Source organism: Oleiagrimonas sp. MCCC 1A03011 (genome assembly GCF_003267965.1).
In the GTDB taxonomy this organism is placed as follows: domain Bacteria; phylum Pseudomonadota; class Gammaproteobacteria; order Xanthomonadales; family Rhodanobacteraceae; genus Oleiagrimonas; species Oleiagrimonas citrea.
This window is the reverse complement of record NZ_MSPY01000002.1, coordinates 71,596-98,397: the sequence shown is the minus strand read 5'-3', so window position 1 is coordinate 98,397 and position 26,802 is coordinate 71,596. Positions and strand designations below refer to the sequence as shown.

At 64.8% G+C, this 26,802-nt stretch carries 28 protein-coding genes; 8 read left to right on the top strand and 20 right to left on the bottom strand.

Annotated elements, in window-relative coordinates; translation table 11 throughout:
• Positions 1-50 precede the first annotated feature (50 nt).
• The 16 genes from BTJ49_RS04050 to BTJ49_RS03975 form a co-directional block, all read right to left on the bottom strand.
• Positions 51-1,097, bottom strand: coding sequence for a hypothetical protein (locus BTJ49_RS04050; RefSeq protein ID WP_113064111.1), 1,047 nt, complete (start codon positions 1,095-1,097; stop codon positions 51-53).
• Between the two features lie 40 nt (positions 1,098-1,137).
• On the bottom strand, positions 1,138-1,764 hold the full coding sequence (locus BTJ49_RS04045) for a thioredoxin fold domain-containing protein (RefSeq protein ID WP_113064110.1): 627 nt from the start codon (positions 1,762-1,764) through the stop codon (positions 1,138-1,140).
• Positions 1,764-2,603, bottom strand: coding sequence for a TadE family protein (locus BTJ49_RS04040; protein WP_113064109.1), 840 nt, complete (start codon positions 2,601-2,603; stop codon positions 1,764-1,766). Before BTJ49_RS04040 ends, BTJ49_RS04045 begins: the two co-directional genes overlap by 1 nt.
• Entirely contained in the window at positions 2,600-3,085 is a 486-nt protein-coding gene (locus BTJ49_RS04035; RefSeq protein ID WP_168184663.1) for a tetratricopeptide repeat protein, read from the bottom strand. Before BTJ49_RS04035 ends, BTJ49_RS04040 begins: the two co-directional genes overlap by 4 nt.
• Positions 3,086-3,126: 41 nt before the next feature.
• Positions 3,127-3,480, bottom strand: coding sequence for a DUF192 domain-containing protein (locus BTJ49_RS04030; protein ID WP_113064107.1), 354 nt, complete (start codon positions 3,478-3,480; stop codon positions 3,127-3,129).
• A complete protein-coding gene (locus BTJ49_RS04025) occupies positions 3,477-4,367 on the bottom strand; it encodes a type II secretion system F family protein (RefSeq protein WP_113064106.1) in 891 nt (296 codons plus the stop codon). Before BTJ49_RS04025 ends, BTJ49_RS04030 begins: the two co-directional genes overlap by 4 nt.
• Entirely contained in the window at positions 4,364-5,218 is an 855-nt protein-coding gene (locus BTJ49_RS04020) for a type II secretion system F family protein (protein ID WP_113064105.1), read from the bottom strand. The genes BTJ49_RS04025 and BTJ49_RS04020 overlap by 4 nt, the downstream gene beginning before the upstream one ends.
• On the bottom strand, positions 5,215-6,969 hold the full coding sequence (locus tag BTJ49_RS04015; protein ID WP_113064104.1) for an ATPase, T2SS/T4P/T4SS family: 1,755 nt from the start codon (positions 6,967-6,969) through the stop codon (positions 5,215-5,217). The genes BTJ49_RS04020 and BTJ49_RS04015 overlap by 4 nt, the downstream gene beginning before the upstream one ends.
• Before the next feature lie 10 nt (positions 6,970-6,979).
• Complete coding sequence (locus BTJ49_RS04010; protein ID WP_113064103.1) at positions 6,980-8,308, bottom strand: pilus assembly protein N-terminal domain-containing protein; 1,329 nt, start codon at positions 8,306-8,308, stop codon at positions 6,980-6,982.
• Between the two features lie 3 nt (positions 8,309-8,311).
• Positions 8,312-9,082, bottom strand: coding sequence for a Flp pilus assembly protein CpaB (gene cpaB / locus BTJ49_RS04005; RefSeq protein WP_113064102.1), 771 nt, complete (start codon positions 9,080-9,082; stop codon positions 8,312-8,314).
• A gap of 18 nt (positions 9,083-9,100) precedes the next feature.
• Positions 9,101-9,307 (bottom strand): hypothetical protein, encoded by a 207-nt coding sequence (locus BTJ49_RS04000; RefSeq protein WP_240601725.1) that lies wholly within the window; start codon positions 9,305-9,307, stop codon positions 9,101-9,103.
• Positions 9,308-9,329: 22 nt separating this feature from the next.
• Positions 9,330-9,992, bottom strand: a complete 663-nt coding sequence (locus BTJ49_RS03995; RefSeq protein WP_113064100.1) for a hypothetical protein — start codon at positions 9,990-9,992, stop codon at positions 9,330-9,332.
• The gene (locus BTJ49_RS03990) at positions 9,982-10,809 is read right to left on the bottom strand and encodes a TadE/TadG family type IV pilus assembly protein (RefSeq protein WP_255420372.1); all 828 of its coding nucleotides are present in this window, start codon (positions 10,807-10,809) and stop codon (positions 9,982-9,984) included. The genes BTJ49_RS03995 and BTJ49_RS03990 overlap by 11 nt, the downstream gene beginning before the upstream one ends.
• 116 nt (positions 10,810-10,925) lie before the next feature.
• Positions 10,926-11,774, bottom strand: a complete 849-nt coding sequence (locus BTJ49_RS15710; RefSeq protein WP_168184662.1) for a hypothetical protein — start codon at positions 11,772-11,774, stop codon at positions 10,926-10,928.
• A 32-nt stretch (positions 11,775-11,806) separates the two neighbouring features.
• Positions 11,807-13,435 (bottom strand): pilus assembly protein TadG-related protein, encoded by a 1,629-nt coding sequence (locus tag BTJ49_RS03980; protein WP_168184661.1) that lies wholly within the window; start codon positions 13,433-13,435, stop codon positions 11,807-11,809.
• 308 nt (positions 13,436-13,743) lie between these two features.
• A complete protein-coding gene (locus BTJ49_RS03975) occupies positions 13,744-13,986 on the bottom strand; it encodes a pilus assembly protein (protein WP_240601724.1) in 243 nt (80 codons plus the stop codon).
• A gap of 362 nt (positions 13,987-14,348) precedes the next feature.
• On the opposite strand from BTJ49_RS03975, the gene BTJ49_RS03970 reads away from it, so the two are divergent.
• From BTJ49_RS03970 to BTJ49_RS03950, 5 genes are all read left to right on the top strand, one after another.
• Positions 14,349-15,368 (top strand): OmpA family protein, encoded by a 1,020-nt coding sequence (locus tag BTJ49_RS03970; protein ID WP_113064096.1) that lies wholly within the window; start codon positions 14,349-14,351, stop codon positions 15,366-15,368.
• 676 nt (positions 15,369-16,044) lie between these two features.
• Positions 16,045-16,602 (top strand): fimbrial protein, encoded by a 558-nt coding sequence (locus BTJ49_RS03965; protein WP_113064095.1) that lies wholly within the window; start codon positions 16,045-16,047, stop codon positions 16,600-16,602.
• A 108-nt stretch (positions 16,603-16,710) separates the two neighbouring features.
• A complete protein-coding gene (locus BTJ49_RS03960) occupies positions 16,711-17,457 on the top strand; it encodes a molecular chaperone (protein ID WP_113064094.1) in 747 nt (248 codons plus the stop codon).
• A complete protein-coding gene (locus BTJ49_RS03955) occupies positions 17,454-20,207 on the top strand; it encodes a fimbria/pilus outer membrane usher protein (RefSeq protein ID WP_113064093.1) in 2,754 nt (917 codons plus the stop codon). The genes BTJ49_RS03960 and BTJ49_RS03955 overlap by 4 nt, the downstream gene beginning before the upstream one ends.
• The gene (locus tag BTJ49_RS03950) at positions 20,204-21,268 is read left to right on the top strand and encodes a fimbrial protein (protein WP_113064092.1); all 1,065 of its coding nucleotides are present in this window, start codon (positions 20,204-20,206) and stop codon (positions 21,266-21,268) included. Before BTJ49_RS03955 ends, BTJ49_RS03950 begins: the two co-directional genes overlap by 4 nt.
• Positions 21,269-21,510: 242 nt before the next feature.
• On the opposite strand, the gene BTJ49_RS03945 is transcribed toward BTJ49_RS03950, so the two are convergent.
• Together BTJ49_RS03945 and BTJ49_RS03940 are read right to left on the bottom strand one after the other, a co-directional pair.
• Positions 21,511-21,864, bottom strand: a complete 354-nt coding sequence (locus BTJ49_RS03945) for a hypothetical protein (protein WP_146742258.1) — start codon at positions 21,862-21,864, stop codon at positions 21,511-21,513.
• Positions 21,865-22,100: 236 nt separating this feature from the next.
• Positions 22,101-22,850, bottom strand: a complete 750-nt coding sequence (locus tag BTJ49_RS03940; protein WP_113064090.1) for an FAD-binding oxidoreductase — start codon at positions 22,848-22,850, stop codon at positions 22,101-22,103.
• Positions 22,851-23,058: 208 nt separating this feature from the next.
• On the opposite strand from BTJ49_RS03940, the gene BTJ49_RS03935 reads away from it, so the two are divergent.
• Together BTJ49_RS03935 and BTJ49_RS03930 are read left to right on the top strand one after the other, a co-directional pair.
• Entirely contained in the window at positions 23,059-23,997 is a 939-nt protein-coding gene (locus BTJ49_RS03935) for an ABC transporter ATP-binding protein (RefSeq protein ID WP_113064089.1), read from the top strand.
• Positions 23,994-24,773, top strand: coding sequence for an ABC transporter permease (locus BTJ49_RS03930; protein WP_113064088.1), 780 nt, complete (start codon positions 23,994-23,996; stop codon positions 24,771-24,773). The genes BTJ49_RS03935 and BTJ49_RS03930 overlap by 4 nt, the downstream gene beginning before the upstream one ends.
• 53 nt (positions 24,774-24,826) lie before the next feature.
• On the opposite strand, the gene BTJ49_RS03925 is transcribed toward BTJ49_RS03930, so the two are convergent.
• Positions 24,827-25,222 (bottom strand): hypothetical protein, encoded by a 396-nt coding sequence (locus BTJ49_RS03925; protein WP_113064528.1) that lies wholly within the window; start codon positions 25,220-25,222, stop codon positions 24,827-24,829.
• Positions 25,223-25,362: 140 nt separating this feature from the next.
• Between BTJ49_RS03925 and BTJ49_RS03920 the strand changes: the two genes are divergently transcribed.
• Entirely contained in the window at positions 25,363-26,127 is a 765-nt protein-coding gene (locus tag BTJ49_RS03920) for a 2OG-Fe dioxygenase family protein (RefSeq protein ID WP_240601723.1), read from the top strand.
• A 60-nt stretch (positions 26,128-26,187) separates the two neighbouring features.
• Here BTJ49_RS03920 and BTJ49_RS03915 read toward each other — a convergent pair whose 3' ends face one another.
• Positions 26,188-26,772, bottom strand: coding sequence for an OmpH family outer membrane protein (locus BTJ49_RS03915; protein ID WP_113064087.1), 585 nt, complete (start codon positions 26,770-26,772; stop codon positions 26,188-26,190).
• Between the last annotated feature and the right edge of the window lie 30 nt (positions 26,773-26,802).

Below are 26,802 nucleotides of genomic sequence, written 5' to 3'. Positions count from 1 at the left end.
TCTCTGAACACATGACGGGGATCGCTGGAAAATGGGGTCGACAGATCGGCTCATGGGAACAGCGAACCGGGCAGCTGTCCCTGGAACGGCCCGCCACCGGACTGCGGCAACGAGCAATCGACCTGCTGGAAAGTACCTGCGTTCCAGATGTCCTTGAAATGCTGGCAACGCTGGCTGTAGCTCTTGGTGTAGCGGTTCACGACCCGGGTGATGGCATTCGTCGTCGTGCACGGCTTGGCCGGATCGGTCTGGTCCGCTGTGGTGTCGAGGTTGTTCTGTTTCCAGAATGCCACGGACGTGCGCAGAGCGAACTTGGGCTGCGCGAGCAGGTCGGGATTCTTCACGAAATCGATCGGCGGCTGGGGGCTGAAGGTCTTGTTGTACCAGCCCTCGGCATCCTTGTAGTTCGACTTTCCGGTGACCTGGAACAATCCACGTCCGCGGTAGCTCCAGCCATCGCCGCTGCTCACGTCGCCGTTGCCCAGGCGGTTGGCGTAGGCCCGGTTGGCAATCGCCGCCTGATCGGCGGAGTGCTTGGAGTCGTACTTGGGGTAGCTGCTGCACGCCTTGATGTCGGCACTGCTCTTCACGTATCCGTACTGGCACGCTTCCTCGGGATGGTTCTTGAAGTAGGAAAAGGTCAGTTTCAGTGCGCGCGCGGAGTACACCAGACTCTCCGATGTTCGCAGGGTACTGCCGGTCTCCTCTCTCGCCTGGGCGAAGAACTGTGTCAGGCGTTTGGGCGTGTTCAGGCCGTACAGCATCAGGTTGCCGTTCATCTCGTCGACCAGTTGCTGCAGTTCGGTCTGCGAGGCGCCCGGATAGACGTTGCTCAACTCATTCGTGGTCACGGCGCAGAACGTGCAGGTGTGCTGCGCGGCCCAATCCGCCTTGGCCTGTTTGTCGCGGAAGCACATGCCGGGGTCCGGACAGGCCGAGAGCGTCTGCGGCGAGCTGCTCTGCGCGTGCGCTGGCGCGGGCACGCTCAACACGCCCAGCAGCGTCGCCAGCATCAGCTTGACCAGCAGCACACCGACACCGCATGCCAGTCCCGACGAGAAGCGCTGTCCCGGCGTGTTCGCGACTCCCTGTTTCACGGCTGACCTCATCTTCCTCCTCCCTTGATGCCTCAATGCCTCACTCCCCGTAGGCCGGCAGCGAACTGCGCACGTGCATCAGCACCTGATCGACCACGTCCCGACGCGCGCCGCTGGCACGCAGGATGCGGCCCCTGTCGTCGCGGAACAGAATCATCGGCGTGCTGCCGCCCCACCGCGCCCAGTCCTGCGCAAGCTCGACGTTGGCACGGGGCAACGCGAAATGTTTGCCCGCCGGCGGCAGATAGCCGCCGTGCGAATCCTTGTAGTCGTTGTGGTAATGCAAAAAGTTCGTGTCCAGACTCGCCACAGGGTCCGGCGACTGCAGGATCGCGGCGGCAACGCGCCCGCTGTCCTTCAGCAGATAGTCGATCGGCACCCAACGCACTGCGACACCCGGGTGACCGCGCCGGAACATGCGGTAGAGACGGGCGCAGTACGGACAATTGACGTCCACGATGACCTGGATCTCGACCGGGTCGGAAGCGGTGCCACCGGTGCGAACACCCTCTGCCCGCGACACCTTCTGCCAGGCCGATGCGGGCAGCACCGACATCAGCACTCGCGCCTGCACGGCCGGCCGGCCGGCGGCGAGCAATGGATGCACCGCGAACAGCAGCAGCATCGCCACGACACCGCGCATGAATCGGTTTTCTGCATGCATCATCACGCACCTCCCGGGCAGGTCGGCGGCGGACCGCCGTCTCCCCCGCCATCACCGCCACCGGTGTCACCACCACCCGTATCGCCACCACCAGTCCCGGTCCCGCCGCCCGTGTCACCACCGCCGGTACCGCCGCCGGTATCCGAACCGCCGCCCGACCCCGTATCGCCGCTTCCGCCCGGATTGCCCTCCGGTAACAGATCGCGATCGCGGATCGGCGTCTGCATGCGCACAATGGCCTGGGCCACGATCGGCAGGCTGTAGACGCTGTGGCAGCCGCCCGGCTCCAGGCAGGTGGCGGCGGACCGCACCGCGTCCAGATGGCCGATCAGGCGATCGATCACCGGTACCATCAGCGGATAGTTGTAGCGGACCTTGATCTTCAGCAGGTTGGCGTCCTGCACCGTCACGCCGGCCTTCGGGGCGTTGCCGCGGAAGGCGAGGCTGTCGTTCGGGATCGCCTCGACGCCGTCGTACTGCGGTTCCTTCCAGGCGTCGAACATCTGCTGGGTCGGATTGACGATCTGGATTTTGCTCGCGCCCGTCGTGACATCCAGCCACGCCTTGGCGTATGCCTTCTCCGCCGCAGTGTTGCTCGGCTCGTGCGTGTACAACGGCAGCAAGCCGCGCGTGAGCCCGTCCTTCATCGCGGACATCTGCGCGAAATGCGTGGCGCCGCTACGCGCGGCCTGCAGCGCGGCGTAGTCGACCACAGACTTGGCGCGATAGAACAGCACCGCCTGCAGGATGCCGAGGATCACGGCCCCGAAGACCGGGATCACCACGACGGCCTCGACCAGGCTCTGTCCGCGCTGACGACGTTGAACCGTTGCAGCCTTCATGGCCCCTCTCCCTTGACTGGCCTCCCCATCGCGTTCGGCGCCTGCGCAGCCGTTGGCGTCCCCTGCGCGGGCGCGTGACCGGCATCGGCGCCCGCGATGTCTTCCAGCTTGGTGGCCATGTGCATGCTCTGGTCGCGCAACTCCGCATCGCGATCCGCCGTCCGCGCGCTCTGCACGAACGCCGCAGCGGCCTGATGCAGGTAGATCACGCCCAGGTTGTGCCAGGCCTTGGCGTGCTCCGGATCGCGCTGCAGTACGTGCCGGTAGGCTTTCATCGCCGCATCGGGCTGGTTCAGTCGCGCGTAGACATTGCCCAGACGAAACCACGAAGCGGTGTCGTCGGGCATGTCGTCGGCCAGCTGCCGATACGCCTTGAGCGCAACGGCCAAGTCGCCTTTCGCGTAGGCCCCGGCCGCGCGCTGCTGCAGGGCGACCTCCTGCTGCAGCGCGCGATGCGGCGCCGAAGCGCAGGCTGTCAGCATCAAGACTGCGGCGAGTGCCCCGCCGCATGCACGCAGTCGATTCATTGCATATGCCATTGCCAGGCCTCTCCTGTTTGCGGTTGCAGCGCCGCGATCCCGCCGGGAGCCAGTTCCACGGTGTGACGCGCGCCACGGCAACCGCGGAAACGGCCCGGGCGCAGATGCTCGTGCATGGCCAGCACGCGCCCGTCGCGGTCGAGAAAGACGATGTCCAGCGGATAGCGCATGCCGACCGTGTGCACGCTGCCGCACGGCGTCAGCCACAGTGCCTGGCGTGCCCGGTCGAGCAGCGCCGGTCGACCCAGCAGGCCGCGCATGCGGCTCCATGGTCGATCGGCGCGCCAGGCCTGTGGCACCAGCACGCTGCCATCGCGTCGGATCGTTCCGAGATTCACAGGACACCCTCCTGTTTCATGCGCAGGAAGATGAAGTAACCCAGCACCAGGAAGATCAGCGGGAAAAAGAACATCACCAGCGGCATCATCATCTTGACCGGCGCTTCCAGCGCCAGCTTCTCCGCATACAGGAAACGCTCCTCGCGCCGCTGCGCCGCCTGCGCGCGCAGGGTCGCACCGAGACTGGCGCCGACCCGGTCGGCCTGGATCAGGGCGCTGGTCAGGCTGGAGATCTGCGACATGTCCATGCGCTCGGCCATGCGTGTGAGCGCTTCCGAACGCGGCAGGCCCGAACGCACATCGCGCAGAAAGCGCATCATCTCCTGCGACAGCGGACCGTTCGGCCCCTTGCGCGTGGCCTGCTCGATGCCGCCGTTGATATTCAGCCCGGCTTCCACCGACATGGTGATGAAGTCGAGGAACGTCGGCAGATCCTTGATCACGCGCCGGCGTCGGCGCTTGCGCCGCTCGCTCAGCCACAGCGACGGGTACAGCCAGCCGATGACCAGCCCGAGCACCGTGGCGGTGACGTAGAGACCCACCTTGTCCTTGTCGAGCATGAGCAGCAGCACCCAGAAGAACGCCGCCGCCAGCCCCGCCCCCACCAGGCGCAGGCCGTACAACTGTTCCGGACTGAGCACGAAATCCTGTCCCGCGGTCTGCAGTTCGCGGTGCGCCTTTTCCAGCTTGTCGGGCGTCAGGCGCGGCCCCAGCAGATGGGTCGCCACGTTGACCAGCGGCCAGATCATGCGCAGCCCGTAGGGCAGTGGATCCTGATAGTCGCGGTCGGCCTCGGGCACCTCGCGGATAAAGCCGTACAACGCCCAGAACGCCAGACCGATGCACCCGGCCGCCGTCAACGCCAGAATGAGAATGATCGGGTTCAAATGTCGATACTCATGATTTTGCGGCACATGCGATAGCCGAGGTACTCCATGACCGCGGCGATCGCGAACACGAGCCAGCCCAGCGGCGTGTGATACATGGCGCGCATGGTGTCGGGATAGGCGAAGGTCAGGAACGCGACCAGGGTGACCGGCATCATGGCCATGACGATGCCCTGCAGACGCCCCTGCGCAGTCAGCGAACGCACCTTGTTCTCCATGATGAGACGCCGGCGCAGCGTGTCCGCCAGCGAGGCCATGATGTCGGCGAGATTGCCGCCGACGTCGCGCGAGATGTTCACGGCCGACACGAACAGGCCCACGTCCTGGACCGGCACGCGATCGTGGAAGTGCTGCAGCGACTCGTCCAGCTTCACGCCCATGCGCTGCTGACGCAGGATCAGCGCGAATTCCTGCGACAGCGGCGGATCGACGTCGTGGGCGATGCTTTCCAGCGATGCCGTCAGACCGAGTCCGGCGCGCATGCTGCCGGCCATCATCATCAACGCGTCGGGCAACTGCTGCTGCACTTTGTCGATGCGGCGCTGACGCAGCCAGCGATAGACCTTCTTCGGCAGCACGAACAGCACCACCAGGGCGATACCGGCCACCAGCGGATTGTCGGTGATCCACCACAGCAGCAGCGGCACGGCGGCCAGCGCCACGGCGTTGAGCCGGAACAGATGCCGCGTGTCCATGAACAGGAACAGGTCGGCGAGATTGAAGCGCGCCTGCTCGGTGAAGGTCTCCTGGTAGCGACCCCAGAATACCGTCGAACTGCGCAGCGCGAGGTAGCCGATCAGCGCCACGCACAGGAACACCGTCACCACGATCGGCAGCATGGCGGGATTCATCGATCGTCCTCCCCATCCGGCTTGAAGATCGACAGGTCGACCGGTACGCCGCGGTTGGCCAGCTCCTCGTAGAACTCCGGCACCGCGCCGGTAGCGTGAAAATGCCCGCGCACGCGGCCGTTGGGGCCGCCCTGGTCGCGCGCCTCGAAACGGAACAGGTCCTGGGTCTGGATGGTGCCGCTCTCGATGCCGGTGATCTCGCAGATGCAGGTGACCTTGCGCGAACCGCAGGGGAAGCGGCGCTGATGCACGATCAGGTCCGCTGCCGAGGCAATCTGCTCGCGCACCACCGACACCGGCAGGTCCATGCTCGACATCAGCACCATCACCTCCAGACGCGACAGCGCGTCGCGCGGTGAGTTGGCATGGGCCGTGGTCAGCGAGCCCTCATGGCCGGTGTTCATCGCCTGCAGCATGTCCAGCGCCTCGCCGCCGCGGCACTCGCCGACGACGATGCGATCCGGACGCATGCGCAGCGCATTGCGCACCAGATCGCGGATGGCGATCTCGCCCTTGCCCTCCAGATTCGCCGGCCGCGCCTCCAGCGACACAAGATTGGGCTGGCTGAGCTTCAGCTCGGCGGCGTCCTCGATGGTGACGATGCGTTCGTTGTCCGGAATCGCGTTGGACAGAATGTTCAGCAACGTGGTCTTGCCCGAGCCGGTGCCGCCGGTGACGATGATGTTGCGGCGCTCGCGCACGGCCATGTGCACGAACTCGAGCATGTCCTCGCTGATCGAACCGAACTGGAGCAGATCGTCGCCGGTCAGCTTGCGCTTGCTGAACTTTCGGATGGTCAGGCTGGGACCGCGCAGGGCGACCGGGCTGATGACCGCATTCACGCGCGAGCCGTCGGCCAGACGCGCGTCGACCATCGGCGAACTCTCGTCGATGCGGCGACCCAGCGGCGCGACGATGCGCTCGATGGCGGCGAGCACCGCCTTGGCGCTGGTGAAGGTGACCGGCGAGGTCTCGATGCGGCCCTCGCGCTCGATGAAGATCTCGTCTTCGCGATTGACCATGATCTCGGTCACGCTGTCGTCGTCCAGCAGATCCTCCAGCGGCCCCAGGCCAATGGCCTCGTCCAGCACTTCCTTGGCCAGGCGACGGCGATTGATGGTCTTCGGCAGGCGGTCGGCGAACTCACCCTCGATGATGTCCCGGATCAGCGCGGAGGTCTTCTCGCGCAGATCGCTGTCGCTCATGCCGCGCACATCGACCCGGCGCAGGTCCATCTGCCGCACCAGCGACTTGTGCACCTGGGTGCGCCACTCGAGCATGTCCTTGTCCACACGCACCGCGGGCAGGCCGGGCTTCTCCTCGACCGCCGCCGGCTTCGCGTGCTTGTGCTCGGGCGCCTCGCCGGCCGGGCGCGCGTCCGTTTCCGCGACGGCTTCATCGGCGCGGGCATGATTGGCCGCCTTCTTCGGCGCCTCGACCGTCTCGGTCTCCACGGCACGGTCCAGCAACACGCGCAGCTCGTAGGCGCCGATGCTGACCACGTCCTCGCGGTGCAGCGGGCCGTACTCGCCGTCCACGCGCGAACCGTTGACCGCCACGGCCGCGCGTCCGCCGCAGACCTGGATGAACACGCCGCCGTTGCGGAACTCGAACACCGCGTGCTCACGCGCGATGTTCCAGCCTTGCAGCACGACGAGATTGTCCTCGCCGCGCCCCACCCCACAGACTTCATTGAGGCAACGCACCTGACGCGGCGTGCGGTTCTTGGTTTCGATCAGGACTTCGAACACGTGCGTCTCCTCACTCGACGATGTCGCGACCGATCGTCTTGCGGAAGTCGTCGCGCAGACGGTTGCTCTTGCCGATCATCTTCTTGTTCTCCGGCGAATCGGGATTGACCACGAACGGCGTCACGAAGATGACCAGGTCGGTGCGGTTGGCCTGAAAGTCCCGCGAGCGGAACAGCGCGCCGAGAATCGGGATCTGACCGAGCCCGGGCATCTTGTCGAACGACTTGGCCGCATTGGCGTCGACGAGTCCGGAGATGACGATGGTCTGCCCGGTGTGCACGTTGACCTCCGCCGTGGCGCGGCGAGTGATGAAGCCCGGATAGCCGTTGACCGTGACGCTGGGATCGATGCGGCTGATCTCGGTTTCCAGATCGGTCGAGATGTCGCCAGCGCTGTTGACCACCGGCTCGATGTGCAGCTTGATGCCGTACTTCTTGTACTGCACCGAGGTCGTGCCCAGCCCCTGCTCAACCGGGATCGGCACTTCGCCGCCGACCAGGAAATCGGCCACGCCGCCGCTGCGCGCGGCCAACTGCGGCTCGGCCAGCTCCCAGGCGTTGCCGGTCTGCATCATCAGATTGATCTTCGAGGCGATCGACGTCGCGATACCGAAATAGGCGGCCGTTCCGGACACCTTCAGCGGCAGGTCGCTGCCCATGAACTTGGTCGGCGTCCGATACAGCGAATTGGTGTTCCAGTCGTGCACCAATCCGCCAGTCGGACCATCGATGACCGAATCCCACTTGATGCCGATCTTGTTCATGGCGTTCTTGCGGAACTCCATGATGCGCACCTTCATCATCACCATCGGCTTCATCTGCACCGCGTTGGCGGTGGTGAAGTCGAGCACCTGCGGATACATCTTCTTGATCGCCGCGACATGCGCCATGTCGACCTTCGAAAGATTGCTACCGGTCAGCACGACCTTTCCCGCAATACCGTTGACGGCGATGGCCGAGTCCGCGCCCAGCAGCTTGCGTACCAGCACCGCCGTCTGGCCGGCGTTGCCGGCGCCGATATGCACGGCGACGCTGCGCTGCGAGCCGTCGCGCATCCACAGCTGCAGAGACGTGTCGCCGGTCTTGTTGGCGATCAGCACCATTTCCCGACGACCGATGGTGCGCACCTCCAGCAGCTTGCCGTTGCCGACCGCTACACGACGCAGCGGTCCCGGTGCCATGCGCACCAGCGCCTGACCGCTGTACATGGTCACCTGGTCGGCAATGACAGGCGTCGCGGTCACCTCGGCCGCCGCCGATGACGGCGGAACATGCGCGTACCCGAGCAGCGTCAATGCGGCGATCGCGAGAGCGTGTGTAAATCCTTTACGAACGTCCATGAATCAACCATTCCCCCCGATGATGAATTGGATGCCGCTGCCGCGCGCGCGTCGCTGCATGCGCAACAGATCGGCCTTGCTGAGCAGTTTCAGATGGAACGGCTCGTTGCTGTTGGGCGGACGCAGCATCACGCGCAGAGCGCCGACTTTCTTCGCGATGCCCACACGCTGCGCCTCAGTTGGCGTCAATTCGAGCGTGAGGTTGGAATAGTGGTCATCGCCACTGCCGTCACTGCGCACGCCCTTGGCGCGGCGGCCCGTCGCCAGCACCAGCACGTCACCCAGCAGCGGCCGAATGCGGTCGTTCTTGTCCTCGGACGTCAGCAGCATCAGATCGATGTGATCGCCGGGCGTGATCAGGCCGGAGATCGAGTTGGTGTTGTTGACCTGGATCGAGTAGGCCACCTTGCCCGGCGCGATGATGTTGGAGAAGTGATCGCTGAGCCGCTCCACCGCACTGGCCGGAATCGGCGCACCGTGCTGCAGCGGCGCGCGCAGCACCTGCCCCAGATAGTTGCGGTAATCGGCCGGCGTGATCGCGTCGGCCGGCACGAATTCGGCCGGCACGTCACGAGCGGCGACGCCGCTCGCGCTCAGCATGTCGCCCTTGGCCAGATCGCGCACCGGCACCACCACTTTCACGGTGCGCTGCGGCGTGGTGTGCGTGCGCTTGGCCACCTGCGTGTTCACGTAGTGCACCGCCAGGACGCTGGCCATCACGCCCAGCAGAACAGCGACCCCCAGAAAAATGAAATTGCGATTGATCTTCGGCATGTCGAATGCAAGTCCGTCCTAGAACCAGGAAATGGAAAGTGTGTAGACAAAGCTGGTGTACGCATCGCGCAGCGCATCCACGAGCTGGGTGACCGGCGCGGGATTGCCGGACGTGCCGACGAGGAGCGCGAAAATCAGGATGCCGACCACGATGGCGTACTCGACCACCGCACTGCCGCGCTGCCGGTCCCGACGCCACGGACACCGTTTCCTGACGATCAGCATGCGTACCATTTCGCTCCCTCCCTCACGGCCGCTGCACATTGATGATCACCTTCGAATACCCGGACCGACCGCGCTCGGCGACCAGCGTCAGGTGGCTGTCCCCACGCGAGTAGTGCTGCACGCAGGCATCCGGGTCCGTGCAGCGCTGCCGGCCATCGGGCTTCCAGCCGTCGCCCTCCAGGCGCTCGCGGAAGTAGCCGGCGTTCTGCAACGGCGACAGGGTATTGGTCATGGCCACCGTGCGCGCCGGCACCGGGTCGTCCGGATAACGAATGTCGTTGAAGACCTTCGAACCCATTGGCCGCGGCAGCCCCTTGCCGGGTTCGAAATGCTTGGGCGCGTCGCCCACGTCGACGATGCCGATCTCGCCCTTGCTGCCGCCGGCGTAGTCGCTGACCTTGATCGTGATGTAGTAGTCGCCCTCACGATGCCCGATGACTTTCGCCTCGCCCATCGGATTGACCACGGCCTTGCCGTGCCAGGCCTTGCGGTAGAAATCGATGATCTCGGCCTGGCTCTTCTGCGAGCGGAACATCCGCGCCTGCATGTCCAGGCCGTTGAAGATCATGCGCCGCGCGACCATCGTCGACTGGGTCGCTTCCGGCACCGGAACCTTCGGCCAGGAAGCGGCCGCCACGATCAACGGCCACGCGAGCGCGAGCGCGAACCACTTCTTACTTGGCATCCTTGTACTCCACCAGTTTGTCGTGCGGCATCACGTCAGGGGCGGTCTTGCCGAAATGGAATTGATCGAAACCGGGCGTGAAGATCCAGTTCACGATCGGAATCTTTCCGAGCACGTTGACGATGGTGTTGGTCGCCTTGTCGAACTTGTCGCCGACCAGCGCAGTGGGCACCAGCGGACGGATGACATTACGCACGGTGCGCCGATTACCCGAGCCCGCGCCCTCGCCGTCGAGGCTCTCACCGCCGCCCGCCGCGTCCCAACTGTCGGCCAGCACCACGGTCCTGGCCGAGAAGTCCAGCTTCTCGGTCGCCAGCGATCCCAGGAACGACAGCGGCGTGCCGCCCCGTCCAACAATCTGTTCAGGCTGGACATGCACCTCGGCCGTGACCAGGCCCTTCGTGTTGGGCGGCAGATTGCCCAGGTGCTTGGTCGCCTTGCCGATGATGTTCAGTCCCTTGTCCAGGTAGCTCGGCGAAGCCGCCTGCGAATACACCGAAAGCGTCACGCCTTCGGGCTTGAGCAGCGGCTTGTCCGCAAACGTGGTCAGCATCGGGTCGCCCAGGGTTTCCGGCGCCTGCACGTCGCTCTGGATGGCGGCGTCGGCCGAACCGAACTGGCGCGCAAGGATCACCGTCTGCATGTGCTCCTTCTGCGGCAGCGATTCGTCGATCAGCGCCGGATCGGCCGTGGCCGCCCAGGCGGCTTCACGCGCGGCCGCCTGGGCACGCTGACGCAGGTGGACGTACTGGCCGATCAGCGCGATGCCGGCGGCCAGCGGCACCAGCGCGACGAGCATGATCGCCATCTCGGCCAGGCTCTGGCCGCGTTGGCGATGCCGGGCGCATCCTCGGCTTGCAGCGCCCTTCCAGTGTCTTGTCGATGTCCTTGCTTCCTGCACGACATGTCCCCTCGGGCCGCAGCCCACTTCGTTCAGCGCACCGTGTCGGGCACGCTGAATACACGTTCGTCAAAGGGCTTCCCCACCGTGATCGACTGCGTCGTCAGATAGGACCCATCGCCACCGTCAGCCGGCTTCTCCCACAGGTTGATGGCGTCGGTGTACGGCGAATCGCCATATGCGCCACCGGCTCCCGCCACATCGTTCGCCCCGTCGAAGCCCCAGTCTTCGGCCGCCGACAACGCGCAGTAGCGCCGTGTGGTGTCGACGTGCACGGTGCAGAGTTGGCCGTCCACCTTGCGCTGCCCTTCCTGCTTGCTGGTGCCGCCATAGCCGCGCTGATGCAGTTCGGCCATCACCTCGGCTTCCTCGTCCTTGTCGGTCTGGGTGACCGCCGCCTTCGCGCGATGCACCACAGGGCCGCCCAGGTAGACAATGTGCGCATCCGCACCCTGGCCCAGCTGATGCTTCGCGCTGCTCAGTCCGGGCTGATAGAACCAGCGCTGGGACAGGTGCGTAACCTTGAACACACACGGCTGCTGACCGGAAAGCGTGAAACCCCAAGTATCGGCCTTCACGCTCAGACGGTCGCCTTCGTACCAGGCCTCGTAATAGGTGCGCCCGAGCTTGCCCACGTCCTTCGCCGGAATCGGCGTGAACCCGCTGGCATGCCCGCAATCCGCGCTCGCCTGCTGATACTGGTGCTGCACCACGGGCTGGCCGTCACGCAGGGTCACCGCGGTCTGGCGTAGATGGATCGGCGGCGTCTTGCTAGCCACGTTGACGGCCGCATCACTGGATGAAGGCGCGTCCCCGGCGCTGCATGCGCTGATGGAGACCAGACTCGACAAAAGGACAGCAAGGGCGATCGGACGGTACATGTAGTTCCTCGAAACAGATGGGGTATTCATGATCAATGCAACAGGCACGGCAAGGGCACCGGTGTCACGCCGCTGCCGGCATACAGCACCTCGATGCCATGACGCACACTGCATGGCGTGTCCACCAGCCGCGCCTGCCAGTACGGGCTGAACAGGCTGCCGAGCTCGCGCCTGCCCGGACTGACCAGATTCGCGAACAGACTGCGCGGACGGCTGAAGTAGACCTGTGCGGAACCCACGGCCGTCATCTGATCGGCGAGGGTCTTGTCCGGTACTTTGAAGTTGGGCTTGGCCAGGGCATTGCTGCTGGCCGAAGTTGCCGGCGCATCCGTACTGCCCAGTCCGTCCAGATTGTCACTGGTGTGCACGGTATTCATCGGCTGCTCGACCAACACGGTGAAGATCGGCCCGACATCGTTGGCTTCCACACCATTGTCCGCGGCACTCTTTCCGTTGAGGTACGGCACGGTGGCCTTGTTCGGATCGATGTCGTCGTAATCCTGCAGCCCCGGCGCGGTGCCGTACGTCTTGATCCAGACCTTGTCCGAACCGCCCATCGCAGGGCTGCGCAGCACCAGACTGCTGGCCGCATTGTTCCTGAGCGCACCCGAATACGGGGCGTAGTGCCGTTTGTCGGTCTCGTAGCCCGCGTCCCATCCACTACCACTGTGATAGCCGGGACTGGCCAGACTGCGGAACGATTCCTGCGGCGGATTCTTGACCGCGGCGCCGCCGCCCCAGGCCAGCGGCACATTGAGGTTGATGAGACAGCCCCAGAAGCCGCACCCCCACTTGAACCGCACGTTCAGCGTGTCGATGCCGACCCAGTTCTTGTAGTCGATCAGATCGGTGCCGCCGCGCTTCTTGATCGGACCGAAGCTGCCGTTACGCTGCTTGGAGAAACCGTCGCGGGCCTCCATCACCACGTTGGCGAAGCGTTCCGAACCGTCGCGATCCGCACTGCGGGTGCTGATGTGGTAGCGGCGCGTGTACGTGATGGCCTGCGTGATGCCCTTCATCAGGATCGAGCGGCCCCGCCAGTCCAGCTTGGCCTTGCCATCGGTGTTTTTGGCGACGATGTCGGGCACGATCTTCTGCGCTTCCAGCGCTTCACCGACAGTGATGACCTGCGATGCCTTGGAATACGCGTCGTTGAGGATCGCGATCGCGGTTGTGGCCACCGATAACGCCTTCTGCAGGACATCGCGCGTCTTCTGCACGACCGTCTTCACTTCGTTGAGCACGGTGACGACTTCCTGCAACATGGTGCCGACTTCGGCGCCGACGATGCTGATGTCGAACAGGATCGCGATGGCCTGCACCGCATCCTTGAAATTGTCGGTGCCGCGCAACGCGAAATTCATCCATGAGTACCAGCTGACGAACTGCGCCACGGCCACTTCGTTGGCGACTTCCGCACGGTTCATGTAGGCGACGAGGTTGTACGCGCGCGCCTGCTGCACCGCCGCGCTGTAGGCGGCCGCATCCGCGGCGTTCACCAGCTGCACTTTCTTGTTGACCGCCTGCCCGGTGTTGAACAGCACGATCACGCCGATACAAAGAACCAGCAACGCGATCATGCCCAGCACCAACGCCTGGCCGCGCATGTGCGATGCGCACGCGACCACGCGCAGGCGGTTCACGGCACGTGCCGTGAACACCGGAACTCCATTTCTGATCCGTGCAAGCATGATGTCCCCCTTCCCCGGGGCAACGCGAAAACAATGCCCCGCATCGCGCTGCATCCGACGCACGCAGTTCCCGTTCTCGCTTCTTCCTGAGTTCGAACAGTCAACGCGCTCCAACGCGCTCACTGCCCGTTTCGAATCGACGGAACCCCGCGCTCCCGACCCGCAAGTCGAGAACGTTCAGACGCAGCGTGTGATGTCTTGAGTAAAAACCGGGAGCGATATCCGCATTTTGCGCTGACCGACAGCCGAACCGCGGTCAGCGCAAAATTGCGCGAAGATCAGCCGCCACCAGCGCCTTTGTTCACTTCGCTGTGATAATTGGCGAGATTCTTGGCGGCATCGCCTTCTCCAGCCGCATTGCTGGCTTGCGTGCCTGCGTTGTCCATCTGCGGCTTGCCCGAATTACCGGACAGTTCCTGAGCCATGGCGCCGACTTGCTCGCGCGCGGTGTGGCCGAAGTAGGTGACCGCGCCGATGGCGGCGATGGCGATCAGTGCGGTGATGATGATGTACTCAGTCATTCCCTGACCGCGCTGCCGGACGCGGATTCCGTTGCGACGTTGGCTGTACGATTTCATTGTTGCTTCCCCAATTGCGTATCCAGATTCCAAAACACCCCGCGAACCCCTCGCGAGACGAACTACTGAATCAGAAACGCCCCCTGTGCGATTCATCATGAATCACGTTTCACCTGGCCCCCTCCAGGGGCCTGGCGACTTCCAAACTACACCGCAATGGCTACAGTTCCGTGAAGACGCACAGGCCTGGTCCTCGATTTGAGGACCTCGTCGCAAAATATCGGGACAGCCACCCGGATGCAACTCTTTCGCGCGCAAGCGATGCGTAGACTGCCCGCGAGTCGCCACGCACGACAGGATGTCCCATGCCCGCTTCCCACGCCTCCTTCATCCATGCGCGCCGCAACGCATGGTTCCTGATCGCCGGATGGCTGCTCGCATGCGTCGCGCATGCCGCATCGACGCCATCCGGGGACCTGCCCGGAAGCCATGACAGCAAAGTCATCCATCGATTTGCCGGCTCGAGCATCGTCGGATACCAGGCGGCCGATTACGGCGAAATCACGCTGCCTCTGGGCGCCTATCGCGGTCACCGGCTGTCGAAATCCGAAGCGGCCCGCGGCGAGATTCGTCGCATTGCATACATCGCGCCAGCTGGTGTCTCGGCACTGGAAGTGTTCCACAATTTCCACCAGGCCATGCTGCAGGCAGGCTTTCACACGCGCTTCCGCTGCCATGGGAACAACGGATGCGGAAGCGGCTATGCCATGGCCAAGGCGATCTATGCCCCCGTGGCAAACCAGCTCAGCGGCGGCCTGCATCAGAAGATCCTGCGCAACAACACCTTGCTGGCCAGCGGTGGCGACGTATACGTGGAAACCACACGCCTGAAGAAAGCCGACGGCGTCCTGGACAGCGTGCTGCTGGTCAGTCACCAGAACGGCAGACCGACCGGCATCCTGATCCAGACGGCACGTCACGCCCCCATGAAGACCGGCGAAGTGAAGATCGACGCGGACGCGCTGGATCGCAGCCTGACGTCCTCCGGCCACATGGCCCTGCGCGGTATCCACTTCGCGCATGACCGCAGCACACTGACGAAGACCTCCGATCCGACGCTCTCGGCGATGGCCGAACTGCTCAAGCGCAAGCCCGCACTGAAGGTTTTCATCGTCGGTCATACGGACAATACCGGCACGCTCGAGCACAACCTGTCGCTATCCCGCCGCCGGGCACAGAGCGTCATGCACGCGCTGATCCAGCGATTCCACATCGCCGCGACACGTCTCGCCGCCGAAGGCGTAGGTCCGTATGCGCCCGTGGCCAGCAACGCCACCGCAGCCGGGCGCGCCATGAATCGCCGCGTGGAAATGGTCGTGCGCTGATCGGCAACGCTCCTACTCACCTGGGACTCGGCCGCGCTCATCTCACGCGCGGCGAGCCATCCCGCCTCACTTCAACCATCCGCCACGCATGCACGGCCCCTGCGCCGCATGCCGGGTGACGACCGGGACTCGCCGAAACCGTGCCGGACTGGCAGCGCAACCGCGCCCTGCCCCTCATCCGCAAGTCCGCGCGCGAACGCTTCACTGGCCGCACATGCAACGACGGCTCAAATCGGCATTTCGTCACAATTTTCATGATTTCACGACGGCACGCCCACTTGCCCGTGCACGCGGCCCGACATCGCCTCCACGTCATTGGAGAACTCGGTCACAAATCCGGCCAGCGCGCACTCCGCGCCCAAAGCAAGGGCAGCTCGCCTCGCGTGAACATAAGTTCATAATTTATTTTAGAATGTACGACTTTTGACGCGGAAAATCCCGCCTTGAAAGGCAAATCCCTCCGGCCGAGCGCTTCTCGGCGAACCTCGGAAAATGTGACGCGCTTCGCACATGAGGTGCCGAAGTTTGTCAGTTTTCTCCTACTTCGCCCTCGGACAGCGCCCGCACCGATCTCGAAAAATTCCAGCACATGCCTTGACATGTGATATGTCAACAATAACTGGCATAACTTTTGCTTTATGCCTTTTGCCCAACCAACACACCGGGGAAACCAGTAATGAAGATGAAGTACAGCCTTCTCGCCGCCGCCCTCGCTCTTGGCCTGAGCGGCGTCGCCAACGCCGACCAGAACTCGGGTCCGGACGGTAGCATCACCATCAACGGCAAAGTCATCGCCCAGACCTGCCAGGTCGACGGCAACGCCACTGGCACGGCGGACAACAAAGTCGTCAACCTGCCGGACGTGCTGACCACCGCACTGGCCAGCAGCGGCGACACCGCCGGCGACACCAGCTTCAGCATCAGCGTCACCGGCTGCGACTCGAGCCTGTCGTCCGTGCAGACCTACTTCAGCGGCGGCAACATCAACACCGGCGACGGCTACCTCGACAACATCGCCGCCAGCCCGGCCAGCAATGTCCAGGTGCAGCTGCTGAACGCCTCTGGCACCCCGATGGATCTGAGCGGCGCCGACGCCACGGCCCAGGGTTCGCAGCAGGTCGCCCTCTCCGGCGGCGCCGCAACGCTGAGCTACAAGGCGCGCTACTACGCCACGGGCGCCTCCAGCGCCGGTGCGGTGAAGTCGACCGTCGACTTCACGCTGATCTACCAGTAAGTCTGGCGTCCCTCGCTGCGGCGCACCGCCGCCGCAGCGACAGGGGGCACCGGGCGAAGAGTGAGCGCCATGCTCCCGTGATTTTTGTCTCATCCGGTACATGTCCCCATGAATTTTTCTTCGCGCATCCTGTGCATCCTCGTAGCAGCTCTCTGTTTCTGGACCGGCACCGCCCAGGCCAACGTCGTCATCGGCGGCACGCGGGTCGTGTTTTCGGCCAGCCAGGGTGAAACGACGCTTCGCCTGAGCAATCAGGGCAAACAGCCGGCGCTGGTCGAAGCCTGGATCGACGAAGGCAACCTGCATTCCACCCCGAACAACACGCACGCCCCGTTCCTGATCACGCCGCCCCTGTTCCGCATGGAGGCCGGCAAGGACCAGAGCCTGCGCATCCTGTTCACCGGCCAGGCGGACAGCCTGCCGAGCGACCGCGAATCGCTGTTCTGGCTCAACGTGCTCGAGATTCCGCCCAAGCCGAAGCAGGCCGCGGACAAGAACATCCTGCAGTTTGCCGTGCGTTCGCGGCTGAAACTGTTCTATCGGCCGGCCAATCTGGACGGCAATCCGCTGAAAGCGCCGGGAAAACTGATCTGGAAGGCCTCAACCGACAGCCAGGGCGTGCAGCTGACTGTGCATAACCCCACGCCCTACTACATCACCATCACCAAGGTGTCGCTGAAGAGCGGCGATACACAGGTCACGGCGAAGTCCGGCATGGTCGCCCCGTTCGGCGATCAGCACATCGCACTGTCCGATCTTCATCACGCGCCGGCCGCGGGAACGCACATTGCGTTCACCACCATCAACGACTACGGCGCCGCAGACGCCCACGAAGGGGCCATCGCCGCCCAATGAGCCGCCGTCGCGCCACGCACCCGGTCTCGCCAGCTCGCGGGCAGCTGCCCGCGCGGCTGGCCTTGGGCGTGGCGATGACCTCCGTACTGCTCGGCCTGTCCAACGCGTCGCTTGCTGCCGCGGCGGGACCGGCGAGCGCGGCCAACACCTCCGCCGAAGGCGGTTTTGCGGACTTCGACCCGAGCATGCTGTCCGGTGGCTCGCATAACGCCATCGACCTCCGCCGCTTCGAGCGCGGTGCCGTGGTGCTGCCAGGCATCTACAACCTCGATGTCTACCTGAATCGAGACTGGGTCGGTCGCCTCAATGTGCATTTCATCGCACCGAAACCCGGCGCCAGCGCGCTGCCCTGCATCACGCCGGAACTGATGGATCGGATGGGGCTGAAGCCGGCCGAGGGTGCACCCGCTTTCGGTCCGGATCACGCCTGCATGCAGATCGAGCAGCTGGTGCCCGGCGCCCACGCGCACTTCGACCAGCCCGACCTGCGCCTGGACATCAGCGTGCCCCAGGCCTACATGCACCAGCTGCCGCGCGGCTATGTGAACCCGTCCTCGTGGGACGCCGGCGTACCCGCCGCGCTGCTGAACTACAACTTCAATGCCTATCGCACCGACAGCAACGGCATCAGCCAGACCAGCACCTACCTCGGCCTGAATGCCGGCCTGAACATCGGCCCCTGGCACCTGCGGCAGAAGTCGACCGCAACCTGGCAGTCCAGCAGCAACGGCGCCCCGTCGCGCCAGCGCTGGAACAACATCGCCGCCTATGCGCAGCGCGACCTGCCTTCGCTGCGCTCGACGCTGACCGTCGGCGACAGCTACACCGACGGCACAATATTCGACAGCCTCGGCCTGCGCGGCGTGCAGCTGGGCACCGACGACCGCATGCTGCCGCAGTCGCTGCGCGGCTACGCGCCGGTGGTTCACGGCGTAGCCGAGACCAATGCCAAGGTCACCGTGACCCAGAACGGCGTGCAGATCTACCAGACCAGCGTCTCGCCCGGTCCGTTCACGATCAACGACCTGTACCCGACCGGGTACGGCGGCGATCTTCGCGTCACGGTGACCGAGGCCAACGGCCGCACGCACAGCTTCTCGGTGCCCTACGCCTCGGTCTCGCAGCTGCTGCGCGCCGGCACCACCCGTTTCGACGTCGCCTTCGGCCGGCTGCGCAACCTGGCCATCGACCACGAGCCGAACCTGATCCAGGCCACGGTCCAGCACGGTTTCAGCAACCTGTTCACCGGCTATGCCGGCCTGCAGGGATCGCAGGGATACGCCGCGGCACTGGTCGGCGGCGCCTTCAACACCCGTTACGGCGCGTTCGCGATGGACCTGACCCAGGCCGGCACCACTCTTCCAGGCCACCGGGCCATGGACGGTCAGAGCATCCGACTTAGCTACAGCAAGCTCATCCCGACTTCGAGGACCGCGCTGACCGTGGCCGCCTACCGCTATTCCAGCAGCGGCTACCTGAGCCTGTCCGACGCCGTTCGCGCGCGCGACTACGCGCGCCGCGGCCTGAGCCTGACCCAGTATCTGCCTTCGGAGCAGACGACCGTCGACGGCGTTTCCATCATCAACGGCCTGACGCCGGCCCAGCAGGCCGCGCTGTCCGGCAACGCCTCCACCAGCTCCATCACTCCGGTAGCGACCGGCCTGATACACCGCCGCAACCACTTCACACTGTCGCTCAACCAGCAACTGGGCGGCGATGCCGGCTCGCTGTACGCCAATGCCTCGATCAGCGATTACTGGCAGCGCAGCGGCCACGACACGCAATTCCAGGTGGGCTACAACAACCGGTTCCGCGAGATCAGCTACAACGTCTCGGCTACACGCACGCGCGGTCCGCTGGGGCGGTACGACGATCAGTTCTTCGTCGGCGTCAGCATTCCGCTCGGCGAATCCGCGCGTGCGCCGAGCTTCACCCTGAACCTCAATCACGATGACGCGAACGGTTCGCAGCAGCAAGCCATGGTCAATGGCACCCTAGGCTCAGCCAACCAGTTCACCTACGGCGTCACCGCCTCGCATGCCGACAACGGCGCCGGAAGCGCCGGCTCGGTCAACGGCACCTATCGCAGCCGCTACGCCGTGTTCGGCGCCAGCTACGGAAAGGGAAGCTCGTATTCACAGGCGTCATTCAACGCCAGTGGCGCGGTGGTCGCGCACTCGGGCGGCATCACGTTCGGGCAGCCGACCGGCGACACCATCGGCATCGTCCACGCACCCGGCGCTGCCGGTGCGCGCGTCACCAATGCGCCCGGCGTGCGCGTGGACGACTCGGGCTATGCGCTGGTGCCGTACATGAACCCGTACCAGCTCAATACCGTCCGGCTCGACCCGCAGGGTCTTTCCCTGGGCGTGCAACTGGGCAGCACCAGCGAGCAGGTCGCGCCCTACGCTGGCGCTGTGGTCATGCTCGACTTCAAGACCAGCCAGGGGCGCGCACTGATCGCGCACCTGCATCTGGCCGACGGAAAGCCGGTGCCCTTCGGGGCCGAAGTCGTCGATGCCGAAGGGCACAACCAGGGCGTGGTCGGCCAAGGCGGACTCGCATTGCTGCGGGTGAAGGACAAGAATGGACGCCTGAGCGCGAAGTGGAAAGGACCGCAGGAATCCTCCCACCGCTGCCAATTCGAATACGCGCTGCCTGCCGACGCCAGCCGCCCGAATGCCCAGTCGGTGATCGACGTCACCTGCGACGCACATCCGGCCACGCCGTCCAGCGAGGGGAAATCATGATGCGCCACGCCACCACCCCGAACCGCTCCTCCGGACACCTGCGCCAGGCCCTGCTGCTGGTGAGCCTGCTGCTCGGACTGCTCTTCCTGCCGCGCGCGGCGCGCGCCGATTGCGGGTTCGTATCGGGCTCGGCCACCACCGTGACCTTCAACGCCGGCACCATCACGCTGACCCCCAGCACGCAGGTCGGCGCGGTACTGTGGACATCGAACTCGGCGAGTCCTGCCAACCCGCCCGAGCTCGCCTGCGACGGAAACACCAACGGCGGCATCTTCAACACCATCGCCGCGTCGACCCCCGTGAACGGTGACAACAGACTCTTTCCCACGGGCATCCCCGGCATCTCCTATCGCCTGCTGCACCCGGACTCCAGCACCCTGCTGGCGCTGTACCCCTACTACCCCACGGGAAGCGGCACGTTCAGCGTGCCCACCAACCTGCAGCTGGTCTACACCGGCCCGTACCTGCCGCCCGACAACAGCACACTGAGCGGACAGCTTTCGCAGTGGAAGATCGATATCTGCGACAACCCGCGCATCAACGGCAATCAGTTCTTCGGGTACTCCTACCGGGGATGTCGCGGCTCCGTATCGCCGCAGCCGGTCGAAACCTTCAACGTCAACGCCATCATCCACATCCAGGTGCCCACCTGCACGATCGATCCGGGCTCGGTCACCAAGTCGGTCACGCTGCCGTTCGTCAATACCCAGCAGTTGACCGCCCAGGGCACCACCGCCGCCAGCACACCCTTCAGCCTGCTGCTTACGCAGTGTCCAAACGGCCTGCACGTGTACATCACGCTGGACACCAGCAATCCGCAAACGGGCGCCACCGGCGTGATTGCCCCAACCACGGGAACGGGCTACGCGAGCGGCGTCGGCGTGCAGATCCTTCAGGCGGACGGTGTCACGCCGGTCACGTTCGGCACGGCCATCAACACGGGCACCACGGCGGCCAGCAGCTACACGATCGACCTTTATGCGCGCTACTACCAGACTGCCACCACGGTCTCCAGCGGCAACGTCAAGGGCGTGGCCACCTACACGATCAATTATCAGTGACCCGATTCCGGGCGTGACGCCCCTGCCTGCACACCGAACCGCTCGACGCCACCATCGGGCGGAACCATCGCACGAACCGCGCCATCGAGCCGAAGCGGTCAACGCCATGCGATACCGGCAATGTCTGCGCGAAGTCGGCCCGGTCTTCGTCAACGCTATCCCGGACCGAACTGGCAGACTCACGACGCACATAGCTTGCAGCCCGCCGATCAGTCGCTTAGTGCGATCGACCGCGCCGTGACTCACTCGAAGCGCTGCACCACCAGCTTCATCGCGCCGCGATGCTGCAGATAGTCCGGGAAGTATGCGCGCACGCGGCCGTCGAGGAGATTACCGGGCATCGGCATGACCTCCATCGAATACTGCCGCGCAGGTGCCCCCTCGGCCGGACGCCGGGCGCTCGGGCAGGCGTGAAGTGTCGCACCCTGCACCGAACCGGTCACAGGCAGCACGGGACTGCACGTCGGCGCACGCACCCCGCCATGGAACGTGATCCGCCCATTGGCGGCCTGCGCCGCCGGCACCATCAACACAGCAAGACACATCGCACCCAAGGTGCGCTGAACCCATTTGTTCCTGCCAATTAGGTCGGGCATGTCCGTGTCCTCGCAACATCTTGACGCTGGAAGCGCGAGTACAGGATGTAACCGTTTTCACTCGAAATTTCGTGACGAATTCCGCACAATTTTGCGAATAGACCTTTCGGTCGATGCCGTGTTGTGCGCTACGTCACGCTTTTTTTCGTGCCATGCACGTTTTCGGAAACAGATCTCAGATCCATGGCCATCCGATCTGGGGGATGCGAACTGCTTCACGGAGGCCGTCAAGGCGCCTAGCGCGAGGAAATGTACTTCTCGCGACGGATCTGACGCACCGAAAGGCCGCGTTCCTTCAGCTCGGCGAAGGCCGCATCGACCATGTTCGGGTTGCCGCAGAGATAGGCGATGTCACGCTCGGGATCGGGCTCGAATTCCGGCAGGATCGCCTGAACGTAACCCAGACGGTCGTGCGGACGCGGATCCGGCCGCGCGCCGCGGCTCAGGCAGGGGTGGAAGTGGAACCCCGCGTGCTCGCGCGCGAACGCCTCGAATTCCTCGCCGTAGAGCAGCTCGGTCTCGTTGCGTGCGCCGTACAGCAGCACGACCTCGCAGCCGCGCTCGCGGATGAGCTTGCCGATTTGCGGAAGCATCGCGCGGTAGGGCGTGACGCCGGTGCCGGTGGCGATCAGCAGATAGCGCCGATTGGCGTCCTCGTCCATCAGGCAGAAACGCCCGTAGGGGCCGCTGGCCTCGATCTCCTGCCCATGCTCGAGTTCGCCAAGCAGCTGGGTCGCCGCACCGCCGTCGACGTAGCTGACCGCGATCTCGATGCGCTGCACCGATTCCGCGCCCTCTTCGCCCACGGTCGCGACCGAATAGCTGCGCTTGGTCGGCTTGCCGTCGTCGTAGTGGAAGTGCACCTGCAGGAACTGGCCGGGTTTGAACGACAGCGGCGCGCCGTCCGTGCGCTCGAAGGCAAGGTGACGGACCGTCGACGCGAGCATGAAACTGTCGACGAGGCGAAGCGGGAAGTGTTCGATCATGGATTCGGCATGCCGGGAAACGCTGCGTGCACGGCACCGGCATGGTGCGTGTGGACAAGCCCGCTATCATAGAAGGCTATGCTCCGGCTGGAAACCGCCGCCCGGGAACGCGCTGCACGCGCTTCCGGGGGCCGAAACCGCGCCGGTTGCTTGATTTTCCCCGCACGGCCATCACTCTCGATGGCTTGAACCTTCGGAACCCCGCGCCATGACCCAAGCTCCGGCACTGGAAATCACCGATCTGCGCAAGACCTACGGCAACGGCACCGAGGCGCTCAAGGGCGTCTCGCTGACCGTGCAGCCGGGCGACTTCTTCGCCCTGCTCGGCCCCAACGGCGCAGGCAAGTCGACCCTGATCGGCATCATCAGCTCGCTGGTCAACGCCAGCGGCGGCACAGCGAAGATCTTTGGCGTGTCGATCCACGAGCAGCGCAGCCAGGCCATGCACTTGATCGGTCTGGTGCCACAGGAAATCAACTTCAACCAGTTCGAGAAGCCGTTCGACATCTGCGTCAACGCCGCCGGCTTCTACGGCATCCCGCGCGCCGAGGCGGTGCGTCGCGCCGAGAAGTACCTCAAGGAACTGCGCCTGTGGGACAAAGCCCAGCATCCGGCGCGCTCGCTGTCGGGCGGCATGAAACGCCGCCTGATGATCGCCCGCGCGATGATGAACGAGCCCAAGCTGTTGATTCTGGACGAGCCCACCGCCGGCGTGGACATCGAGATCCGCCGCTCCATGTGGCAATTCGTCACCGGCATCAACGAGGCCGGCACCACGGTGATCCTGACCACGCACTACCTGGAGGAAGCCGAGCAACTGTGCCGCAACATCGCCATCATCGACCACGGAACCATCGTCGAGAACACCGGCATGAAGCAGCTGCTGGCCAAGCTCGACGTGGAGACCTTCGTGCTCGACACTGGCGAACTGCCGCAAACCCTGCCCAGCATCGACGGCATCGAACTGCGCCGCCGCGACGACCACACGCTGGAGGCGGAAATGGCGCGCGGGCACGATCTCAACTCGTTGTTCACCATGCTCAACCAATCCGGCATCACCGTGACCTCGATGCGCAACAAGGCCAATCGCCTGGAGGAACTGTTCGTGCGTCTGGTCGACAACGGCAAGCAGGAGAAGGCCGCATGAGTCATACCTTCGCCCACAACCTGGTCGCGCTGAGGACCATCGTCCGCCGCGAAGTCATGCGCATCGTGCGCATCTGGTCGCAGACGCTCATTCCGCCGGCGATCACCTCGACGCTGTACTTCATCATCTTCGGCACCGTGATCGGCAGCCACCTGCACAAGATCCACGGCTTCGACTACATGACCTACATCGTGCCGGGCCTGGTCATGATGAGCGTCATCACCAACAGCTACGGCAACATCACCAGCTCGTTCTTCGGCGCCAAGTTCCAGCGCTTCGTCGAGGAGATGCTGGTTTCGCCGATGCCCAGCTGGGTGATCCTGTCCGGCTACATCATCGGCGCGATGGTGCGCGGCCTGGCGCTGGGCGTGATCGTGATGCTGATCTCGCTGCTGTTCACGCACCTGCATATCGAACACCCGCTGATCACTCTGACCACGGCGATGCTGACTTCGATGGTGTTCGCGCTGGCCGGCTTCGTGAATGCGGTGTTCGCCAAGAAGTTCGACGACATCGCCATCATCCCCAGCTTCGTCCTGCAGCCGCTGATCTACCTGGGCGGCGTGTTCTACTCGATCGACCAGCTGGGCGAACCCTGGCACACCATCTCGAAGGCCAACCCGATTCTGTACATGGTCAACGCCTTCCGCTACGGCTTGCTGGGCGTGTCCGACATCCACATCGGCGTGGCCTATGCGGTGATGGTGTTCTTCGCCGTGGTACTGGGCGGCTTCGGTCTGTTCCTGCTGCACCGCGGCATCGGCATGCGCAGCTGAGGCGGCCCGCGAACACCCGCGAACCGCCTCGCCACACGGGCGTCCGCGAACGGTCAACCGCCGTTTCGGCCGCCCCGGCCGCCGCCCTTGGCGCCGCCCTGCTTTTGCATCATGCCGCCGCCCTGGCCCTGTCCCTGCATGCCGCGATGCATCGGCCGCATCGGCATGTCCGGCAAGGTCATGCCACGCGCCCGCGCGCGCTCCTGCATGGCCTTGTGATGCTCGGCGCGAATGCGCGTGCGCTCAGCCTGGGTCTTGGCCGACATCATGCGCTGCCGGTAAGCGGCGCGCTCCGCCGGTGTCATCATCTGACTGCCGTAGATGCGATCCTGCGTGCGTGTCTGATCCTGGACACGGGTCTGATCCTGGCTGCGGGTCCGGTCCTGCGTCTGCGCCATGACCAACGGCGTGACCGCCAACAGCATGGAAAGAAGAACGATACGTTTCATGACCTGAATCTCCCAATGGAAATCGAACACGACACAGTGCCTGTCGGGCACCGTTCGATAAGCATGCGCGCCGTACGCACGGAAAATCTTGACCCCGGTCAATTCCCGCGCCGAAGAGCGCTACGCGTTCAGCCGGCAGCATGAAAACCTCCGCGAACGGTTACCATTCGGCCATGCAGACCCCGCATTCCCCCCAAGAGGCTCCCAGCCTCGCCTCCCTGGCCGAGCATGGCTATGCCTTCGTCCAGGGCCCGGCGCTTCACGCGCTGCTGACCCACACCGGCGACCTGAGCGACTGGGATGCCTTCGCCGACAGCTGGAACCGGCTGCAGCTGGACACCCACATGGCGGACCAGGGCCGCTACCGGCGGCGCAGGCACGCCGCGTTCCGGATCGATCGCGAGCACGGCATCCAGGCGCAACCGCCGCAGCCGCACTTCCAGAGTATCGAATACAACCGCCTGAACGGCGGGATCGAGCGCTGGTACCAACCGGTGGAACCGGCCATCGCGTCCGGCCCGACGCTGACCACGGTGCTGAAATATGCCTGGTCGCTGTTCGGCACGCTGGCACCGACAGTGGCGGCCTGGCACGTGGAAGTCCACCAGTTCCGCATCGAGGCGCACCCCGACTGGGCCGGCCGACCGACGCCCGAGGGCGTGCATCGCGATGGCGTCGACTATGTGCTGGTGCTGCTGGTCGACCGCCGGAACATCGACAGCGGCACCACCACCATCCACGCTCCGGACGGCACCGAGCTGGGCAGCTTCACGCTGGCCCGACCGCTGGACGCCGCGCTGGTGGACGACGCCCGCGTGTTCCACGGCGTGACGCCGGTGACCCCGCACGACGCGAGCCGCGAGGCCCATCGCGACGTGCTGGTGGTGACGTTCCGCCGCACCTGAAAACGAAACGCCCCGGCCGCAGAGCGACCGGGGCGTTATCGATGCAGCGGTTACGACGGCTTACTTGCCGTTCTGCTTCGGCAGCGGCGCCAGGCTGAAGCTGATGGTGCTCATCTTGGCGTCCAGCGCCTTGACCACGTCATTGGTCAGATCGTTGGCTTCGTTGCCGCCCAGCACCGAGTCGCGGTCGACCAGGATGCCGCATCCGCGGCGCTTGTAGATGCCCGACAGCAGCGGGCCGATCTCGTTGCCAATGCGGTTCATCGCCTTGCCGCGGGTGATGCGCAGACGCTGGTCGTACTGCTGCGCTTCCTGCTGCACCGTGGCCATGCGCTGCTGCAGTTGCTTCTGCTTCTCCGCACGCTGCTGCGGCTGCATGCTCTGCGCCTGCTGCTGGAACTGCTGGATGTCCTTCTGCAGCGGCTCGCGCAGCTTCTTCACCGTTTCGCCCGCCTGCTGGGCAAGCTGTTGCATGCGCGCGCTGGCGGCCTGACCGACCTTCGACTGCGCCAGCACCTGATCGCGCGAAAGCATGCAGACGCCGGCCACCTTGCCGCCCAGCGAGGACTGCGCGTGGGCCGGGAGCGCCGGCAGCGCGAACAGGCCGGCCAGTGCGGCGGCGATCACGACACGATGTGAAAACATGGTAGTACCTCTTTGTGTTGAATTCGTCGG

Bases quoted from the DNA above. Each gene is read 5' to 3' on its own strand.
- BTJ49_RS04045 (WP_113064110.1), bottom strand. From the start codon at position 1,764: ATGATGCATGCAGAAAACCGATTCATGCGCGGTGTCGTGGCGATGCTG.
- BTJ49_RS04040 (WP_113064109.1), bottom strand. From the start codon at position 2,603: ATGAAGGCTGCAACGGTTCAACGTCGTCAGCGCGGACAGAGCCTGGTC.
- BTJ49_RS04035 (WP_168184663.1), bottom strand. From the start codon at position 3,085: ATGCTGACAGCCTGCGCTTCGGCGCCGCATCGCGCGCTGCAGCAGGAG.
- BTJ49_RS04020 (WP_113064105.1), bottom strand. From the start codon at position 5,218: ATGAATCCCGCCATGCTGCCGATCGTGGTGACGGTGTTCCTGTGCGTG.
- BTJ49_RS04010 (WP_113064103.1), bottom strand. From the start codon at position 8,308: ATGGACGTTCGTAAAGGATTTACACACGCTCTCGCGATCGCCGCATTG.
- cpaB (WP_113064102.1), bottom strand. From the start codon at position 9,082: ATGCCGAAGATCAATCGCAATTTCATTTTTCTGGGGGTCGCTGTTCTG.
- BTJ49_RS04000 (WP_240601725.1), bottom strand. From the start codon at position 9,307: ATGCTGATCGTCAGGAAACGGTGTCCGTGGCGTCGGGACCGGCAGCGC.
- BTJ49_RS03995 (WP_113064100.1), bottom strand. From the start codon at position 9,992: ATGCCAAGTAAGAAGTGGTTCGCGCTCGCGCTCGCGTGGCCGTTGATC.
- BTJ49_RS15710 (WP_168184662.1), bottom strand. From the start codon at position 11,774: ATGTACCGTCCGATCGCCCTTGCTGTCCTTTTGTCGAGTCTGGTCTCC.
- BTJ49_RS03975 (WP_240601724.1), bottom strand. From the start codon at position 13,986: ATGACTGAGTACATCATCATCACCGCACTGATCGCCATCGCCGCCATC.
- BTJ49_RS03970 (WP_113064096.1), top strand. From the start codon at position 14,349: ATGCCCGCTTCCCACGCCTCCTTCATCCATGCGCGCCGCAACGCATGG.
- BTJ49_RS03965 (WP_113064095.1), top strand. From the start codon at position 16,045: ATGAAGATGAAGTACAGCCTTCTCGCCGCCGCCCTCGCTCTTGGCCTG.
- BTJ49_RS03960 (WP_113064094.1), top strand. From the start codon at position 16,711: ATGAATTTTTCTTCGCGCATCCTGTGCATCCTCGTAGCAGCTCTCTGT.
- BTJ49_RS03955 (WP_113064093.1), top strand. From the start codon at position 17,454: ATGAGCCGCCGTCGCGCCACGCACCCGGTCTCGCCAGCTCGCGGGCAG.
- BTJ49_RS03950 (WP_113064092.1), top strand. From the start codon at position 20,204: ATGATGCGCCACGCCACCACCCCGAACCGCTCCTCCGGACACCTGCGC.
- BTJ49_RS03945 (WP_146742258.1), bottom strand. From the start codon at position 21,864: ATGCCCGACCTAATTGGCAGGAACAAATGGGTTCAGCGCACCTTGGGT.
- BTJ49_RS03940 (WP_113064090.1), bottom strand. From the start codon at position 22,850: ATGATCGAACACTTCCCGCTTCGCCTCGTCGACAGTTTCATGCTCGCG.
- BTJ49_RS03935 (WP_113064089.1), top strand. From the start codon at position 23,059: ATGACCCAAGCTCCGGCACTGGAAATCACCGATCTGCGCAAGACCTAC.
- BTJ49_RS03930 (WP_113064088.1), top strand. From the start codon at position 23,994: ATGAGTCATACCTTCGCCCACAACCTGGTCGCGCTGAGGACCATCGTC.
- BTJ49_RS03925 (WP_113064528.1), bottom strand. From the start codon at position 25,222: ATGAAACGTATCGTTCTTCTTTCCATGCTGTTGGCGGTCACGCCGTTG.
- BTJ49_RS03920 (WP_240601723.1), top strand. From the start codon at position 25,363: ATGAAAACCTCCGCGAACGGTTACCATTCGGCCATGCAGACCCCGCAT.
- BTJ49_RS03915 (WP_113064087.1), bottom strand. From the start codon at position 26,772: ATGTTTTCACATCGTGTCGTGATCGCCGCCGCACTGGCCGGCCTGTTC.